Origin of the sequence: Faecalibacterium prausnitzii, from assembly GCF_003287495.1 — a bacterium.
GTDB lineage: Bacteria > Bacillota > Clostridia > Oscillospirales > Ruminococcaceae > Faecalibacterium > Faecalibacterium prausnitzii_I.
Genome location: NZ_PRLE01000004.1, coordinates 152,710 through 168,164, shown reverse-complemented (window position 1 = coordinate 168,164; position 15,455 = coordinate 152,710). Strand labels below are relative to the sequence as shown.

Here is a 15,455-nt window from a genome sequence, read left to right as displayed (position 1 = left end):
AACTGCTCCTTATATTACAATGATTTGATCGCAATTCTAAAAATATCGTATCACGAAACGACATAGTTGCGATATGCAAACCAACGATGTTCCCAACGCGTTAAAAAGTTGGCTTGCCATACATTGTCTCATCATACACGTTTTTATGGGCGGCGTCAATCAACAAAATGTGAATTTTGTTTGGTTTGCAAAACCACGCTCAGGCCAGGTCCTCGCCGTCCGACGCGATGACCTTTTTGTACCAGTAAAAGCTGTCTTTCCGGCTCCGCTTGAGGGTGCCGCTGCCGTCGTTGTCCTTATCCACATAGATGAAGCCGTAGCGCTTTTTCATCTCACCGGTGGAGGCGGAGACCAGGTCGATGGGGCCCCAGGTGGTGTAGCCCATCAGGGGCAGGCCGTCCTCATGGATGGCTTTTTCCATCTGCTCAATGTGGGCCCGCAGGTAGTCGATGCGGTAGCTGTCGTGGATGGAGCCGTCCGGTTCCACGGTGTCCACGGCACCCAGGCCGTTCTCCACCACAAAGAGCGGCTTCTGATAGCGGTCGTACAGGCTGTTCATGGTGACGCGCAGGCCCACCGGGTCGATGGCCCAGCCCCACTCGCTGGCCTTGAGGTAGGGGTTGCGGGCAGCCCCGGTCACGGCGTTGCCGTCGGCATCGCCCAGCAGGGTCTTGTCCACCGTGATGCAGCGGCTGGAATAGTAGCTGAACGAGATGAAGTCCACCACGCCCTCTTTCAGCAGGGCCTCGTCGCCCGGCTCCATCCGGAGCTGAATGCCGGCCCGCTCCATCTTCTTTTTGGCCCAGACCGGGTATTCGCCCCGGGACTGGACATCAATGAAGAAATAATTGTCCCGGTCGGCGTCGGCCGCGGCCTGCACATCGGCGGGGGCACAGGTGCGGGGGTAATACTGGCCTGCCGCCAGCATACAGCCCACCATGGCCCCGGGCATCAGCTTGTGGGCCAGTTGGACGGCTTTGGCGCTGGCCACCAGCTCATGGTGGGCGGCCTGATATTTGGTCTGCAGCACGTTTTCGCCCGGCTCAAACAGCAGGCCGGCCCCCATAAAGGGCATGTGGAGCAGCATGTTGATCTCATTGAACGTCAGCCAGTATTTCACCTTGCCCGCAAAGCGGCGGAACAGCACCTCGCAGTAGTGGGTGTAGGCGTCCACCATCCGGCGGTCTTTCCAGCCGCCGTATTTTTGGATGAGTGCAATGGGGGTGTCGAAGTGGCAGAGAGTGACCAGCGGCTCAATGCCGTATTTGTGACACTCGTCAAAAAGGCTCTCGTAAAATTGCAGCCCCTCCTCGTTGGGCTCGGCATCGTCGCCGTGGGGCAGGATGCGGGTCCAGGCGATGGAGAGCCGGTAGCATTTGAAGCCCATCTCCGCAAAGAGGGCGATGTCCTCTTTATAATGGTGGTACATGTCGATGGCCTCATGGGAGGGGTAAAAGTGCCCGGCGTCACAGTCCAGCATCTTCAGTGTGCCCATGGCCACGGGGAAGCGATCCGGGCCGAACGGTACCACATCCACGCTGGACAGGCCCCGCCCGCCCTCGTTGTATGCGCCCTCGCACTGGTTGGCGGCGGTGGCACCGCCCCATAAGAAATCCTTTGGAAATCTGCCCATAAAAATGCCCTCCTGTTTGTGAAAAATTCTTCTGCTACCACTATACCCCATCTCCCGGCGGCGTGTCCAGTCACGCTTTGTACAAAAATCGGCCCGCGGTTTTGGCACTGCTGGCCGGGGAAATCGGGGGAAAGTACGACTTTTATCGTCGATACGACGAAAAACGAGGCTGATTTTTAGCAATTTTCACGAAGAAAACCGAAAAATGAGGGCATTTTCCTTGGATTCTGTTTCTTCCAAACGGACAGGTTCTGTGATAAGATATTGATGGAAGCTGAAAACAAAACCCCTCTGTCACCTGCGGTGACACCTCCCCTGACAGGGGTGACCCTGGCGTACCGCAAGGCTTTCTCTCTTTGCCAAAGGCTCTCCGGACAGGAGAGCTGGCGCGAAGCGACGGAGAGGTTTACACAAGAAATAGGAGTGTTTTGCTATGACAGAGTTTAAGCCCATCAAGGAAGGCAAAGTCCGCGAAATTTACGACAATGGCGACAGCCTCATCATGGTTGCCACGGACCGCATCTCTGCGTTTGATTACATCCTGAAAAATAAGATCACCAATAAGGGCAAAGTGCTCACCCAGATGAGCAAGTTCTGGTTTGATTACACTCGTGATGTGGTGCCCAACCACCTCATCAGCGTGGACAATAAGGACATGCCGGAGTATTTCCAGCAGCCCGAGTTTGAGGGCAAGTGCACCATGTGCCGCAAGCTGACCATGCTGCCCATCGAGTGCATCGTGCGCGGCTACATCACCGGCAGCGGCTGGGCCAGCTACCAGGAGAACGGCACTGCCTGCGGCATCAAGCTGCCCGAGGGCCTGAAAGAGTCCCAGAAGCTGCCGGAGCCCATCTACACCCCCTCCACCAAGGCAGAGCTGGGCGACCACGATGAGAACATCACCTTTGAGCAGAGCATCACCGTGCTGGAAAAGCTCTTCCCCGGCAAGGGCGAGGAGTACGCCACCAAGCTGCGGGACAACACCATTGCCCTGTACAAGAAGTGCGCTGAGTATGCCCTGAGCCGCGGCATCATCATTGCCGACACCAAGTTTGAGTTCGGCCTGGATGAAGAGGGCAATGTGATCCTGGGCGACGAGATGCTCACCCCGGATTCCTCTCGCTTCTGGCCGCTGGAGGGCTACGAGGCAGGCCACGGACAGCCCTCGTTCGACAAGCAGTTTGTCCGCAACTGGCTCAAGGCCAACCCCGACAGCGATTTCAACCTGCCGCAGGACATCATTGACAAGACCATTGCCAAGTATGAGGAAGCCTATGAGATGCTCACGGGCAAGAAGCTGTAAGAACTGCTGATTTTCAAAAACAAACTTTCAACCGCAAAGCACCCGCCCTGTGGAAAACGGAGCGGGTGCTTTTGGCGTAAAAAGTTTCGTTTTGCAGAAAAATCACTTCTTTTGTTGCGCGGCGGGGGGCGGCGTGCTACAATAGCCAAGGTGAAATGGGGCGTGCGGCAAAACACCCTGCAAAAAACGGTGAAACGAGGAGAACGCCCCGCCGGGGCGCTGAAAGGAAAAACGGTATGGAACACAATAAGCGGGAAAAGATCATGGCGTACGTCAGCCAGTACGCGATCATCACCCTGAGCATCACCATCATGAGCGTTGGTGTGTATTTCTTCAAATTCCCCAATAACTTCGTCTTTGGCGGTGTGACCGGTGCGGCAGCTCTGGTGGCAAAGCTGACCCCCCTCTCGGCCTCGGCGTTCTCGTCCTGGGCCAACATGATCCTGCTGGTGGTGGGCCTCATCTTCCTGGGCAAAAAATTTGCCATGACCACAGGCTATGCCTCGGTGGTCATGTCGGCGGAGCTGATGTTCCTGGAAAAGTTTTTCCCCATGCACGGCTCCCTCTCCAACCAGCCCATGCTGGACCTGCTGTTCGCCATCGCTCTGCCGGCCATTGCCTCGGCCCTGCTCTTCAATGTAGGTGCTTCCTCGGGCGGCACGGACGTCATTGCCCTCATCGTGGAAAAATACACCCACATCCACAGCATCGCCGTAGCCCTTTTCCTCACCGACCTGTTCATGGTGGTGGCGGCCTGCTTCGTCTTTAACCTGTACACGGCACTGTATTCGTTCGTGGGTCTGACCGTGAAATCGCTAGTCATCGACGCCGTGCTGGAGCGGATCAAGATGTGCAAGGCCATCCTCATCATCTGTGACGACAAAGATCCCATCTGTAATTTTGTCATGCGCAAGCTGGTGCGCGGCGCTACCTACACTCCCTGCTTTGGTGCCTACACCGATAAGCCCCATTATATGATCTACACCACCCTCACCAACCGGGAGGCTGGCCAGCTGCAGGAGTTTATCCATAAGGAAAACCTCAACGCGTTCATCTCCATGCTGAGTACCACCGAAGTGTTCGGCAAGGGTTTCAATCATGCATAATAAGAATTGAATACAATCTTTTTGATCTGGAAAATCCCCCTTGGCAAAGCTGCCGAGGGGGATTTTTTTGCGTCTTTTTAGGACGATAAAATAAATTTGAAAAGGAAATGGAATGGAAAGAAAGCCGAAACCGGAATGAAACCATTCTTTTTTTGAATCAAAAATCATCAAAACAAACGATTTAACAAATGCTTTTCCATGGTGTATGATAAAACCATCACAAACGACGAGAACGACGGTGCAAGACCGATAAAATGTACTTTTGGGGATGCAATGCCCCTGAGTGATAAAAATGGAGCGCAAGGGAGGGGACAACGGAAAAGCGGCTGTCAGATTGATAGAAAGTACATGAGTTTTGAAGAGGAGAACGTAAAATTATGGTAGCACTTATTGGCTTTGCAATGATCGTTGCAATCGTTTTTCTGCTGCTGAAAGGGAAGATGTCGCCCATCGTGGTGCTGACATTGATCCCCGCCATTGCAGCGCTGCTGCTGGGCTTTGGCCCCGTTGAGATCGCCGATTTCATCAAGGACGGCGTCAAGACCACCACAAGCAATGGCATTCTGTTCATTTTCTCGGTCATCTATTTTGGTGTCATGAGCGACACGGGCATGTTTGATGTCATTGTGCAAAAGCTGGTCAAGCTGGCGGGCAACAACGTCATCGCGGTCACGGTGGCAACGGCCCTCATCGCCACCATTGCCCACCTGGACGGCACCACCGCCACCACGGTGCTCATCACCATTCCCGCCCTGTACCCCGTGTACAAGAAGATGAAGATTGACACCCGCATTCTGCTCTGCCTGACGGGTGCCTGCATGGGCGTGATGAACCTGCTGCCCTGGGGCGGCCCGGTGGCCCGTGCGGCAACGGTCCTCTCCATGGATGCCAACGATCTGTGGCATATCATGATCCCCGTCCAGATCCTGGGCCTGATCGCCAATATTGCGGTAGCTGTTCTGCTGGGCATGTTTGCCATCAAGCATGGTGCAGGCCAGGGCAAGGGCGAGGAGATCACGGTGGACGAAAAAGCACAGCAGGAGGAAGAGGCGCTCCGCCGCCCGAAGCTGCTGATCTTCAACCTGGTCCTGACGGTTGCCCTGCTGGCGGTCCTGTCCACAGGTGTGGTTACCAGTTATGTTGCTTTCCTGGTTGCGCTGTCCATCGGTCTGGCCGTCAACTACCCGGACCTGAAGCTGCAGGACAAGCTGATCAAGAAGCACGCACCAGCAGCCCTCATTATTTCTGCCACTCTGTTCAGCGCAGGCGCGATGGTTGGCGTCTTTGACGGCACCGGAATGCTGACCGAGATGGCAAATGTCATCATCTCGTTTGTTCCCAGCTTTATGGGCCAGTACCTGCACATCATCTTTGGCATTCTGGCTCTGCCTCTGGGCCTGTGCATTGGCACCGATGCCTACTTCTACGGCATCATGCCGCTGGTCATTGAGGTGGGCAGCACCTATGGCATCGACCCCCTGAGCACGGCTTGCGCCATGATCATTGGCAAGAATCTGGCCCTGATGGTCAGCCCGCTGGTCCCTGCTACCTATCTGGCAACCGGCCTGACCGATGTGGAGTTGAAAGATCACATGAAGTTCAGTATCCCCATTTACTGGGGCGTGTCCGTCGTGATGCTGATCGTCGCTGTGTTCCTGGGCGTTGTGCCGCTGCACTGAGCCCTGCACAAAAGCATTCACCAGAACCAATGCGGAGAGCTGGAGCCGCGGGGCCCCGGCTCTTTGCTGCGGGATACCGCTGTTTGCCATCTTTATCCATTCTTTTCCGAAATGGATGGAGATTGAAAGACGCAATTTCACAAAACGAGGTTTTGGGCGCATAATAGAAACAGGAAAAGCGGATTTCCCCGCTTTGCAAGCGATGATTTTATGGGAGCGGACAGCCGGGCAGAGACTGGAGCCAAAAAGGCAGAAACGCGGACGGAAACCAGACATGAGAAAATGGAATATTTCTTGTGTTCAAGCGAAATTTTTGCTGTTTCTTAACGAATATTAAGGCTGTGGCTATGATTTCTGTAAGGTTGTAAGGCTATCATAGAATCATCAAGGGCGGCCACTGGGCCGCAAGAACGGTATATTGGAAGGTAACACCCACCAAGGAGGAAAAAGCATGGAGATCAAGAAAGCAGCAACTGCTGGCACTCTGGAATCCAGCGATTGCATGGTGACGGTGGAGCCGGGCGAGGGCAAAGTTGATTTCTCCCTCGAGAGCTCTGTCATCAACCAGTACGGCAACCAGCTGCGCAAGGTCGCACTGGAGACGCTGAAGAACCTGGACATTGATAACGTTCGCATCACCATTGTGGACAAGGGCGCGCTGGACTGCACCCTGAAAGCCCGCATTGAGGGTGCGGTCTTCCGCTCCGTCGATCAGTATGAGAATCTGCCCTGGGGAGGTGCCATTCGATGAACAATCCGAACAAGAAGCGCCTGCGCCGCACGATGATGTTCCTCAATGCGCAGAAGCCCGGCCTCATCAAGGACCCTTACATCTATAAGGCCGACTCCCTGATGCTGGATCTGGAGGACGCTGTGGCCGAGAACCAGAAAGATGTTGCCCGTTTCAGCCTGTATCACGCTCTGAAGACCGTGGATTACCGCGGTGCTGAGCGCGTGGTCCGTATCAACGGCCTGGACACTCCCTACTGGCGGGAAGACATCCGTGCCTGCGTGGCTGGCGGCTGCGATTCCATCCGCATCCCCAAGACCGAGCACGCTGAGGATGTGCACCGCGTGGCCCAGGCCATTGCCGAGGACGAGAAGACCTATGGCCGTCCCGAGGGCGAAGTCCTCATCATTGCCGCTCTGGAGTCTGCCCGCGGCGTGATGAACGCCCTGGAGATCTGCGAGAGCGATGAGCGCCTGTTCGGCATCGCTCTGTCCGGCGGCGACTACACCAAGGACCTGCAGACCCACATCACCGGCACCGGCATCGAGCTGATGGGTGCCCGCCAGCAGATGATCATTGCCGCCCGCGCGGCCGGTGTGCAGTGCTTCGACACCGTCTACACCGACCTGAAAGATATGGATGGCTTCCGCAAGGACGTGGAGAACATCCACCTGATGGGCTTCGATGGCAAGTCCATCATCAATCCTCGCCAGATCCCCATCGTCCACGAGATCTTTACTCCCACCCAGAAAGACATCATCTTTGCGGAAAAGGTCGTCAAGGAGATCGATTCCAAGAAAGCTCTGGGCATCGGTGTCTTCACCGTGGACGGCAAGATGATCGACATCGCCTTCTACGATGGCGCAAAGCGCACCATTGATCTGGCCAAGGCTTCCGGCGTGTATAAGGGGGATTTGTAATTATGATCAACGCAGTCGGCAGAGAAATTCCCGAAGAGATCCTGGAGCGCACCGGCAAAGAGGTCTTCCAGGGCAACAATTATAAAGACGGCAAGGCTTTCCAGAAAGCCAGCCCGAAAGTGACTCCCGTGATGCGCAATGACCACGACAAGATGGTCAAAGACATCCACGAGGCGCTCGTCAAGTGCAATGCCCACGACGGCATGACCGTCTCGTTCCACCACCACTTCCGCGAGGGCGACCTCGTGGTCTGCATGGTGATGGAGGAGATCCACAAGATGGGCTTCAAGAACATCACCCTGAGCGCAAGCTCTCTGGGCAAGGCTCATGACGCTCTGGTCCCCATGATCGAGGACGGTACCATCCTGAACATTGAGTCCTCCGGTGTCCGCGGCAAGATCGGCGATGCCATCTCCCACGGCAAGCTCAAGGGTCTGGCTACCATGCGCAGCCACGGCGGCCGTGTCCGCGCCATTGAGACCGGCGAGACCCACGTGGATATCGCATTCATCGGCGCGCCCAGCTGCGACGAGTACGGCAACTGCTCCGGTATGGGCGGCAAGACCAACTGCGGCGTCCTGAGCTATGCTTATGTGGACGCTGAGATGGCCGATTACGTTGTGGCTGTCACCGATTGTCTGGTGGCTTACCCCAACTACCCCGCTGAGATCAACCAGACCAAGGTGGATTACGTCTGCGTCGTGGATCAGATCGGCATCCCCGAGAAGATCGCTACCGGCGCTGCCAAGCCCACCACCGACCAGCGCAAGATCCTGATGGCAGAGTACTGCACCCAGGTCGTGGCCAACACCCCCTACTTCAAGGACGGCTTCTCCTATCAGACCGGTGTCGGCGGCGCATCCATCGCTTCCACCATCTCCCTGAGCAAGATCATGGAGGAGAAGAACATCCACATGGGTCTGGGCGTCGGCGGCCTGACCAAGCCCATGTGCGAGCTGCTGGACCGCGGCCTGGCACGCAAGCTGGTGGATACCCAGGACTTTGACCTGGACGCGGTCAATAACGTCCGCTCCAACCCCAACCATTTCCCCATCTCTGCGGGCGAGTATGCAAGCCCCATGAATAAGGGCGCGTTCGTCAACAAGCTGGATTACGTCATCCTGGCTTCTCTGGAAGTCGATACCCACTTCAACTGCAACGTGGTCGTTGGTTCCGACGGCATCATCACCGGTGCACAGGGCGGCCATCCCGATACCGCACAGGGTGCAAAGTGCACTATCGTCATCGCTCCGCTGCTGCAGGGCCGTATCCCCGCCATCTGCACCGATGTGACCACTGTCACCACCCCGGGCGAGAGCGTGGACATCGTTGTCACCGATTACGGCGTGGCGGTCAACCCTGCCCGCCCCGACCTGCTCAAGGCTCTGCAGGACGCTGACTGCGTGCCCCTGAAGACCATCGAGGAGCTGCGTGACATCGCTTACTCCATCGTCGGCGAGCCGGACAAGGTCCAGTTCGGTGACCGTGTGGTCGGTATCATTGAAGCACGCGACGGCACCATCATGGACGTTGTGCGCGAAGTCAAGCCTTTCTCTTTCCGCGAAGATTGAGTGTTCCCGCTCAGCGGTTCTTCTGCGGCTTGCCAACCGCAACTTTCGGAATTGATTCACGGAAATTCCTTTCGCTCTTCTTCAACCCGCTGAGCAACTCAGACACACAATTTCATGCGATTCTCCTTTTAATGGTTTTGTGTTTTATACCGGCATAAAACCAAAAGCCCCCGGCTGCACCGCGCGCAGCCGGGGGCTTTCTATGTTGTGGGTTGTGGATGAAAAAATGCCGTGTTTACGGCACAAACCGATATCCGACGCCCCGGATGGTGATGATATGCTGCGGGGTACGGGCGTTGTCCTCGATCTTGCTGCGCAGGCGGTTGATGTACACCATGATGGCATTGTCGTCCACGGCGATCAGGTTGCCCCAGATCTGCTCGTAGATCATGTCTTTGGTAAACACCTGCTGCGGGTGGCGGACAAAGAGCAGCAGGAGGGAGCGCTCTTTCTCCGAGAGGTTGAGCTCCACATTGTTTTTGTAAAACCGCATGGTGGTGGTGTCGCAGAGGAACGGCCCGCAGCTGATCTGCTGGCTGTTCTCCTGAGAAAAGCTCTTGCTCCGGCGGATGAGGGCTTTGACCTTGGCCCCTAAGATCTGCGGGCGGAACGGCTTGGTGACATAATCGTCAGCACCCAGCGAGAGGCCGTACATGAAATCGTAATCCTCGTTGCGGCCGCTGATGATGATGACCGGGGTGGTGACGCCGTTGCGGCGGATGGTCTGGATGACATCAAAGCCCTCCATATCGCCCAGGGTGATGTCCATTAAGATCATATCCAGCGTGTTGCTCTGCCGCGCGATGAGGTCCAGCGCCGCCGCGCCGCTGTTCACCACAAGGGGCTCCATCTCGTTGCTGACCATTACTTTGGATAAAAGTTTGCAAATTGCCGGATCATCGTCTACAATAAGAACATGGTAAGACATGGTTGCTTCACCGTACTTCCTCTGACCAAAACCGTCGAAAATTGACACTTGAAATTGATACTTAATTAACAGTATAACATTTTTAGCCTGGAAGAGCAAGAACCTGCCCGGCTGAAAGGAGAAACCGCCATGAAACCGAACAAGCCGGACGCGCAGGAAAAGCGCTCCACCCTGGAAACGCTCCACACCCTCTGGGTGCCAATGGCTGTGGGAGCCGTTCTTCTGGTCATACTGGCCATTGTGGCAAATCTGGTCTGGAAAGATTACAGCACGGCCCTGATGGAAAGCCAGACCCGCCAGATGGAGCTGGTGGTGCAGAGCCTGGCCGACAGCATCGAGTTTTCGCTGGAGGAGTACCTCGACCGTCTGGACTCCGCGGTTGCCAAGGTGGAAGCAAACCCGGACTATAAGCCCACGCTGGCCCCCAGCGATACCCTGAGTGATCTCTGGCTGGAAGACAACGACGGCAATGTGATCTACCGCTGCTACGGGCTGACAGCAGTCGGCGATGTGCTGCTCACCCGGACGAGCGATATCTCCTATTGGCAGTACCACAGCGGGGATACCCATTACCTGGTGCTGAAAAAGGATGTGGGAGCGCAGAGCGTCTGCCTGGTGGTGAACTCCACCATGCTGTACCGCCAGCTGGTCTCCGACATCCGGGTGGGCACTAATGGCTATGTGGTGATCAAGAACGACAGGGACATGGTGGTCATGCACCCGGAAGCAGCCCAGTGGGGCATCCAGGTGGTGGATGGGCGTCAGAAACTGTACGCATACAAAGACCTGGACCTGACCAGCCTGAGCGAGCTGCTCAAGGCCCAGCGGACACAGGACTCCGGCATCCGGGATTATTACTCCTACTGGTGGACCGACCCCAAACTGCCCCGGGTGCATAAGATCAGCGCGTTCCGGCATCTGGATGTGGGGAGCAGCTTCTGGATCGTCAGCGCTGTGGTGGATTACGACGATCTCTACCAGCCGGTGCGGGACAGCTTTTTGAAGATGGCGCTCATGTTCAGCGCCGTTGCGGTGGTTCTGGTGCTGTTTACCGGGATGATGTTCCGTCTGCAGCGGAAGAACCAGCGCAGCGTGACCAAGATCAACGACCTGCAGGAGGTCAACGAGGCGCTGGAAGAGCTGCAGAAGAGCCGGGAGTCTCTGGCGCACGACCAGCGGCTCCAGCTCATGGGCACCCTGACGGGCGGCATCGCCCACGAGTTCAACAACTTCCTCACCCCCATCACGGGCTATGCCGACCTCATTATGGCCGACGCCGACCCCGAGAGTGAAATTTATGACAACGCCCGGGAGATCAGCGAAGCTGCCGAAAAGGCCCGGGACGTGGTGAAGCAAATTTCTTCCATGAGCCGGAAGAACGTGGAAACGGTCTATGACGCGGTGCCCGTGGAAAGCCTCATCGAGCACACCTGCAAGCTGGTGGAGACCAACTGCCCCAAACAGGTGCGGCTGCGGCAGGAGCTGGAGCTGCACGGCGAAAACGTGCTGGGCAACAGCACCCAGCTGCAGCAGGTGCTGCTGAATATCTGCATCAACGGCATCCACGCCATCGGCGTGGGGGAGGGCAGCCTGACCCTGCGGGCAAAAGTTGTCCCCCGGGAGGAACTGGCGGCCCGGATCCCCGAGGAAAAGATCTCGGACGACTGGCAGAGCTATGTCCGCGTCAGCGTCACGGACACCGGCTGCGGCATGGATAAAGATACGCTGGCCCACATCTTTGAGCCGTTCTTCACCACCAAAAAGCAGGGCGAGGGCACCGGCCTGGGCTTGGCATTGGCGGAGCAGATCATCAGCACCCACCGGGGCCACATCCTGGCCGAGAGCACCCTTGGCCAGGGGACAACCTTCGATATCTACCTGCCCGTGCTGGAGCAGCAGCGCGCCCGGGAACAGGTGCAGTGGGGCGTGGACCACAAGCTGCGCATCCTGGCTGCGGACGACAACAAGAAAGTGCTCAATCTGCTGGAGAAAGATTTCGGCCGTTTTGGCTTGGAAGTGCTCACCTGTTCCCGTCGGGGCGAGGTACGCACCCTGCTGGAGACCCAGCCCTTTGACGCCCTGATCATCGACGAGGGCCTGACCGGCGGCAGCGGCGTGGAGCTCTGCATGTCCATTCAGGGCAAGTACCCGGCTCTGACCCGCATCGTGATGACCAGCATTCCCACCCGTGAGATCGTGGATGCCCGCCGCCATGGCGTGATCGACGGTTACATCCTGAAGCCGGTCTCCGCCGCCACCCTGCTGGAAGAAATTCGTGCCTGCAGGCGGAGCGAGAAGCAGAAATAATTGTATACAAGTAAGCATACGGACTCTTACAGGATATTAAGTCCTTTCTTAACAAACCGTAATGGACGGCACTTTGGCGTGTAAGTTTACAGGGCTATACTGGAACCATCGAAAGAGGGAATGGAAGTCCAGTAGCAACTGGAATGCCATCCCGTATACGGAAAAAGGAAAGGAAGTTAACCAACATGAGTGATACGATCCTCGCTCTGCTCGGCTTTGCAACGGTGATTGCGGTCATCGTTCTGCTGCTGCGCAATGTCACGGTCCCTGCACTGGCTTTCGTCAGTGTCTCGACCATCACGGCTGCCATTCTGGTGGCAACCGGTGCGTTCACCCTCGATGAGATGGCAGGCTTTATCAAGGAAGGCGTGAAAGGCGTCCATGGTACCGCGATCCTGTTCATCTTCTCGGTCCTGTTCTTCGGCGTTATGACCGACGCCGGAATGTTCGACAAGATCATCGGCGCGCTGATGAAAAAGGTCGGCAACAATGTGATCGGCGTTGCCCTGATGACCTGCCTGATCGCCATCATCGGCCATCTGGACGGCGGCGGCGCTTCCACGTTCCTCATCACCATCCCCGCCATGCTGCCGGTCTACAAGCGCCTGCACATGCGCCGTGAGACCCTGCTGCTGATCTGCGTTACGTCGATGGGTGTCATGAACCTGCTGCCCTGGGGCGGCCCGACCATGCGTGCCGCCAGTGTTCTGGGCGTTGAGCCCAATGACCTGTGGAGTCAGATCGTTCCGATGCAGGTCGTCGGCCTGGTCCTTGCCGTCGGCACTGCCATCTTCTGGGGCTTCCAGGAGAAGAAGCGCATTGCCAAGCTGGGCGATGCTGCCGTAGAGGATGCCGGCAAGTACGATGATTCGGATAGCGAAGAGAAGAACAATGAGCTGGCTCGCCCGAAGAACTTCCTCTTCAATGTGATCCTGACCCTGGCCGTCATCATCGTCCTGGTCATGGATATCTTCCCCTCTTACTATGTCTTCATGGTTGGCTGCGCTCTGGGCATTCTGGTCAACTACCGCGGCAAGAAGCTGCAGAACTCCATCATCAAGAGCCATGCGGCTTCCGGCCTGACCATGGCCTCCACCATTATGTGTGCCGGCGTCTTCCTCGGTGTCCTGAGCAAGAGCGGCATCATGGAGAAAATGGCCATCATGATGGCCAGCGTCATCCCGGCTTCCATGGGCAAGTTCCTGCCGGTCATCATCGGCGTCCTGAGCGTGCCTCTGGCTCTGCTGTTCGATACCGACTCTTACTTCTACGGTCTGCTGCCCGTCCTGATCAGTGTTGGCAACCAGTTCGGTGTCAACCCGGCTCACATTGCCATCGCCATGGTCGTCTGCCGCAACTGCGCCACCTTCATCAGCCCGGTGGCTCCCGCTACCTATCTGGGCATTGGTCTGGCCGGTGTCGAGATCAAGGATCACATCAAGTACTGCTTTGGCTGGCAGTGGGGCGTGTCCCTCATCTGCCTGGTCGCAGGCCTGATCCTCGGCGTCATCACGTTCTAAGTTTCCCATTCCGCCGCTCGGCCGCTTCCCGCAAGGGCAGCCCGGGCGGCTTTTTTGAAAAATCCCGATCCCCATTCTGAATCCCTCAAAGGAGGCTGCTGCAATGAACCAAACCCCTGTCTGCACCGCGGCCGACGCCATCTACCGTCTGGCGGCGGGCAACCTCAAATATCTCAATGCGGAAAGCGGACACGGCGATATCTCCCGCCGCGTCCGACTGGCCACCTGGGCGAAAGGCCAGTCCCCCTACGCCATCATCGTCACCTGCTCGGACTCCCGGGTCATCCCGGAGAGCATCTTCTCAGCCGGCATCGGGGAGCTGTTCGTCATCCGGCTGGCGGGCAATGTGATCGACGACCAGCAGCTGGGCAGCATCGAGTACGCGGCCGGGCACCTGGGCTGCCGGTTGGTGGTGGTGCTGGGCCACACCCACTGCGGCGCGGTGGATGCCGCCATCCACTACGAGCCGGAGGGGTATCTCAAGTACATCACCGATGAGATCAAAAAAGCCATTGGCGATGAAAAAGACCCCTATAAGGCCAGCTGCAGGAACGTGCGGCACAGTGTGCAGGAGATCGAGAAGAGCCTGTGCATCCACCACATGGAAGAGGAAACCGGCCTGCGGGTCGTCGGTGCGATGTATCACATCGAGGACGGCAGTGTGGAATTCTTGTAAAATTGAGATCATTGCGGCAAAAACGGGTCATTTCCTGCGGGAAATGGCCTGTTTTCTTTTGACAATGCCCGCTGGACAGGCTATACTAACTCTGCATGGAATCGATCGGAAACGGAGGAGATACAAGATGGTACAGGTAGACCTCATCACGGGCTTTCTGGGAGCGGGCAAGACAACATTCCTGCGGCGGTACGCGGCATATCTGGCCGGGCAGGGGGAACGTGTCTGCATCCTGGAAAACGATTTTGGCGCGGTGAATGTGGACGCCATGCTGGTACAGGACCTGCTGGAACTGGGGTGCGAGATCGAGACGATCAGCGGCGGGTGTGACTGTGACACCCACCAGCGCCGGATGCGCACCAAGCTCATCTCCATGGCCATGCGGGGATTTACCCGGGTGCTGGTGGAGCCCAGCGGCATTTTTGATGTGGACGAGTTTTTTGACGTGCTGCGGGACGACCCGCTGGACCGCTGGTATCAGCTGGGGAATGTGATCGCCATTGTGGACGCTCTGCTGCCGGAACAGCTCTCGCCGCAGGCGGATTATGTCCTGGCCTCCGAGTGCGCCAACGCGGGCCTTGTGCTGCTGAGCCGCAGCCAGCTGGCCAAACCCGGCCAGTGTGAAGCTGCCGTGGCCCACCTGAAACGGGCACTGACGGCCTGCAAGTGCAGCCGGGTGTTCCAGCCGGAGGAGATTTTGGCGAAAGACTGGGCCGCCCTCACGGAAGCGGACATGGCCCGGATCGCCCGCTGCGGGATGCGGCAGGCCAGCTGTGAAAAGCTGCATTTTGAGGAGCACGAGGCCTTTTCCTCGGCGTATTTTCTGGAGCTGGGGCTGCCCCGTGCCCGGCTGGAACGGAACATCCCCGGCCTGTTCACCGACCCGGCCTGCGGGCGGGTGCTGCGGGTGAAAGGCTTTGTGGAGGAAAACGGCCAGTGGGTGGAGCTGAACGCTACCGCCGACGGCCTGACGGCAAGCCCACTGGCACAGGGCCAGCAGGTGCTCATCGTGATTGGCGAGGGGCTGGACAAGGCAGCGATCGAGCAGAAACTGCGAAACTGAATTTTTTGCAGCGGACAGG

General features: G+C 57.3%; 12 protein-coding genes. 10 read left to right on the top strand and 2 right to left on the bottom strand.

The window, feature by feature from the left end:
• Positions 1-199: 199 nt before the first annotated feature.
• Positions 200-1,633, bottom strand: a complete 1,434-nt coding sequence (locus C4N22_RS08640; RefSeq protein ID WP_112148661.1) for a 6-phospho-beta-glucosidase — start codon at positions 1,631-1,633, stop codon at positions 200-202.
• A gap of 433 nt (positions 1,634-2,066) precedes the next feature.
• On the opposite strand from C4N22_RS08640, the gene C4N22_RS08635 reads away from it, so the two are divergent.
• The 6 genes from C4N22_RS08635 (at position 2,067) to citF (ending at position 8,942) form a co-directional block, all read left to right on the top strand.
• Positions 2,067-2,936, top strand: coding sequence for a phosphoribosylaminoimidazolesuccinocarboxamide synthase (locus C4N22_RS08635; RefSeq protein WP_112115857.1), 870 nt, complete (start codon positions 2,067-2,069; stop codon positions 2,934-2,936).
• Between the two features lie 236 nt (positions 2,937-3,172).
• Positions 3,173-4,042 (top strand): YitT family protein, encoded by an 870-nt coding sequence (locus tag C4N22_RS08630; protein ID WP_022257004.1) that lies wholly within the window; start codon positions 3,173-3,175, stop codon positions 4,040-4,042.
• Positions 4,043-4,419: 377 nt separating this feature from the next.
• On the top strand, positions 4,420-5,721 hold the full coding sequence (locus C4N22_RS08625) for a CitMHS family transporter (protein ID WP_112148660.1): 1,302 nt from the start codon (positions 4,420-4,422) through the stop codon (positions 5,719-5,721).
• A gap of 451 nt (positions 5,722-6,172) precedes the next feature.
• A complete protein-coding gene (citD, locus tag C4N22_RS08620) occupies positions 6,173-6,472 on the top strand; it encodes a citrate lyase acyl carrier protein (protein ID WP_022257005.1) in 300 nt (99 codons plus the stop codon).
• On the top strand, positions 6,469-7,371 hold the full coding sequence (locus C4N22_RS08615; protein ID WP_112115859.1) for an aldolase/citrate lyase family protein: 903 nt from the start codon (positions 6,469-6,471) through the stop codon (positions 7,369-7,371). Before citD ends, C4N22_RS08615 begins: the two co-directional genes overlap by 4 nt.
• Positions 7,372-7,373: 2 nt before the next feature.
• Positions 7,374-8,942 carry a citrate lyase subunit alpha gene (gene citF, locus C4N22_RS08610; protein ID WP_112148659.1) on the top strand — a complete coding sequence of 523 codons (1,569 nt, stop codon included), beginning with the start codon at positions 7,374-7,376 and terminating at the stop codon, positions 8,940-8,942.
• Positions 8,943-9,177: 235 nt separating this feature from the next.
• Here the strand turns inward: citF and C4N22_RS08605 are convergent, their stop codons facing one another.
• Positions 9,178-9,870, bottom strand: coding sequence for a response regulator transcription factor (locus C4N22_RS08605; RefSeq protein ID WP_112148658.1), 693 nt, complete (start codon positions 9,868-9,870; stop codon positions 9,178-9,180).
• A 129-nt stretch (positions 9,871-9,999) separates the two neighbouring features.
• Here C4N22_RS08605 and C4N22_RS08600 point away from each other — a divergent pair, with 129 nt between their 5' ends.
• From C4N22_RS08600 to C4N22_RS08585, 4 genes are all read left to right on the top strand, one after another.
• On the top strand, positions 10,000-12,177 hold the full coding sequence (locus C4N22_RS08600) for an ATP-binding protein (protein WP_112148657.1): 2,178 nt from the start codon (positions 10,000-10,002) through the stop codon (positions 12,175-12,177).
• 185 nt (positions 12,178-12,362) lie between these two features.
• Positions 12,363-13,697 carry a CitMHS family transporter gene (locus tag C4N22_RS08595; RefSeq protein ID WP_112148656.1) on the top strand — a complete coding sequence of 445 codons (1,335 nt, stop codon included), beginning with the start codon at positions 12,363-12,365 and terminating at the stop codon, positions 13,695-13,697.
• Positions 13,698-13,800: 103 nt separating this feature from the next.
• Positions 13,801-14,373, top strand: coding sequence for a carbonic anhydrase (locus tag C4N22_RS08590; RefSeq protein ID WP_112148655.1), 573 nt, complete (start codon positions 13,801-13,803; stop codon positions 14,371-14,373).
• A 127-nt stretch (positions 14,374-14,500) separates the two neighbouring features.
• Positions 14,501-15,436, top strand: a complete 936-nt coding sequence (locus C4N22_RS08585; protein WP_112148654.1) for a GTP-binding protein — start codon at positions 14,501-14,503, stop codon at positions 15,434-15,436.
• Positions 15,437-15,455 lie beyond the last annotated feature (19 nt).

Bases quoted from the DNA above. Each gene is read 5' to 3' on its own strand.
- C4N22_RS08640 (WP_112148661.1), bottom strand. From the start codon at position 1,633: ATGGGCAGATTTCCAAAGGATTTCTTATGGGGCGGTGCCACCGCCGCC.
- C4N22_RS08635 (WP_112115857.1), top strand. From the start codon at position 2,067: ATGACAGAGTTTAAGCCCATCAAGGAAGGCAAAGTCCGCGAAATTTAC.
- C4N22_RS08630 (WP_022257004.1), top strand. From the start codon at position 3,173: ATGGAACACAATAAGCGGGAAAAGATCATGGCGTACGTCAGCCAGTAC.
- C4N22_RS08625 (WP_112148660.1), top strand. From the start codon at position 4,420: ATGGTAGCACTTATTGGCTTTGCAATGATCGTTGCAATCGTTTTTCTG.
- citD (WP_022257005.1), top strand. From the start codon at position 6,173: ATGGAGATCAAGAAAGCAGCAACTGCTGGCACTCTGGAATCCAGCGAT.
- C4N22_RS08615 (WP_112115859.1), top strand. From the start codon at position 6,469: ATGAACAATCCGAACAAGAAGCGCCTGCGCCGCACGATGATGTTCCTC.
- citF (WP_112148659.1), top strand. From the start codon at position 7,374: ATGATCAACGCAGTCGGCAGAGAAATTCCCGAAGAGATCCTGGAGCGC.
- C4N22_RS08605 (WP_112148658.1), bottom strand. From the start codon at position 9,870: ATGTCTTACCATGTTCTTATTGTAGACGATGATCCGGCAATTTGCAAA.
- C4N22_RS08600 (WP_112148657.1), top strand. From the start codon at position 10,000: ATGAAACCGAACAAGCCGGACGCGCAGGAAAAGCGCTCCACCCTGGAA.
- C4N22_RS08595 (WP_112148656.1), top strand. From the start codon at position 12,363: ATGAGTGATACGATCCTCGCTCTGCTCGGCTTTGCAACGGTGATTGCG.
- C4N22_RS08590 (WP_112148655.1), top strand. From the start codon at position 13,801: ATGAACCAAACCCCTGTCTGCACCGCGGCCGACGCCATCTACCGTCTG.
- C4N22_RS08585 (WP_112148654.1), top strand. From the start codon at position 14,501: ATGGTACAGGTAGACCTCATCACGGGCTTTCTGGGAGCGGGCAAGACA.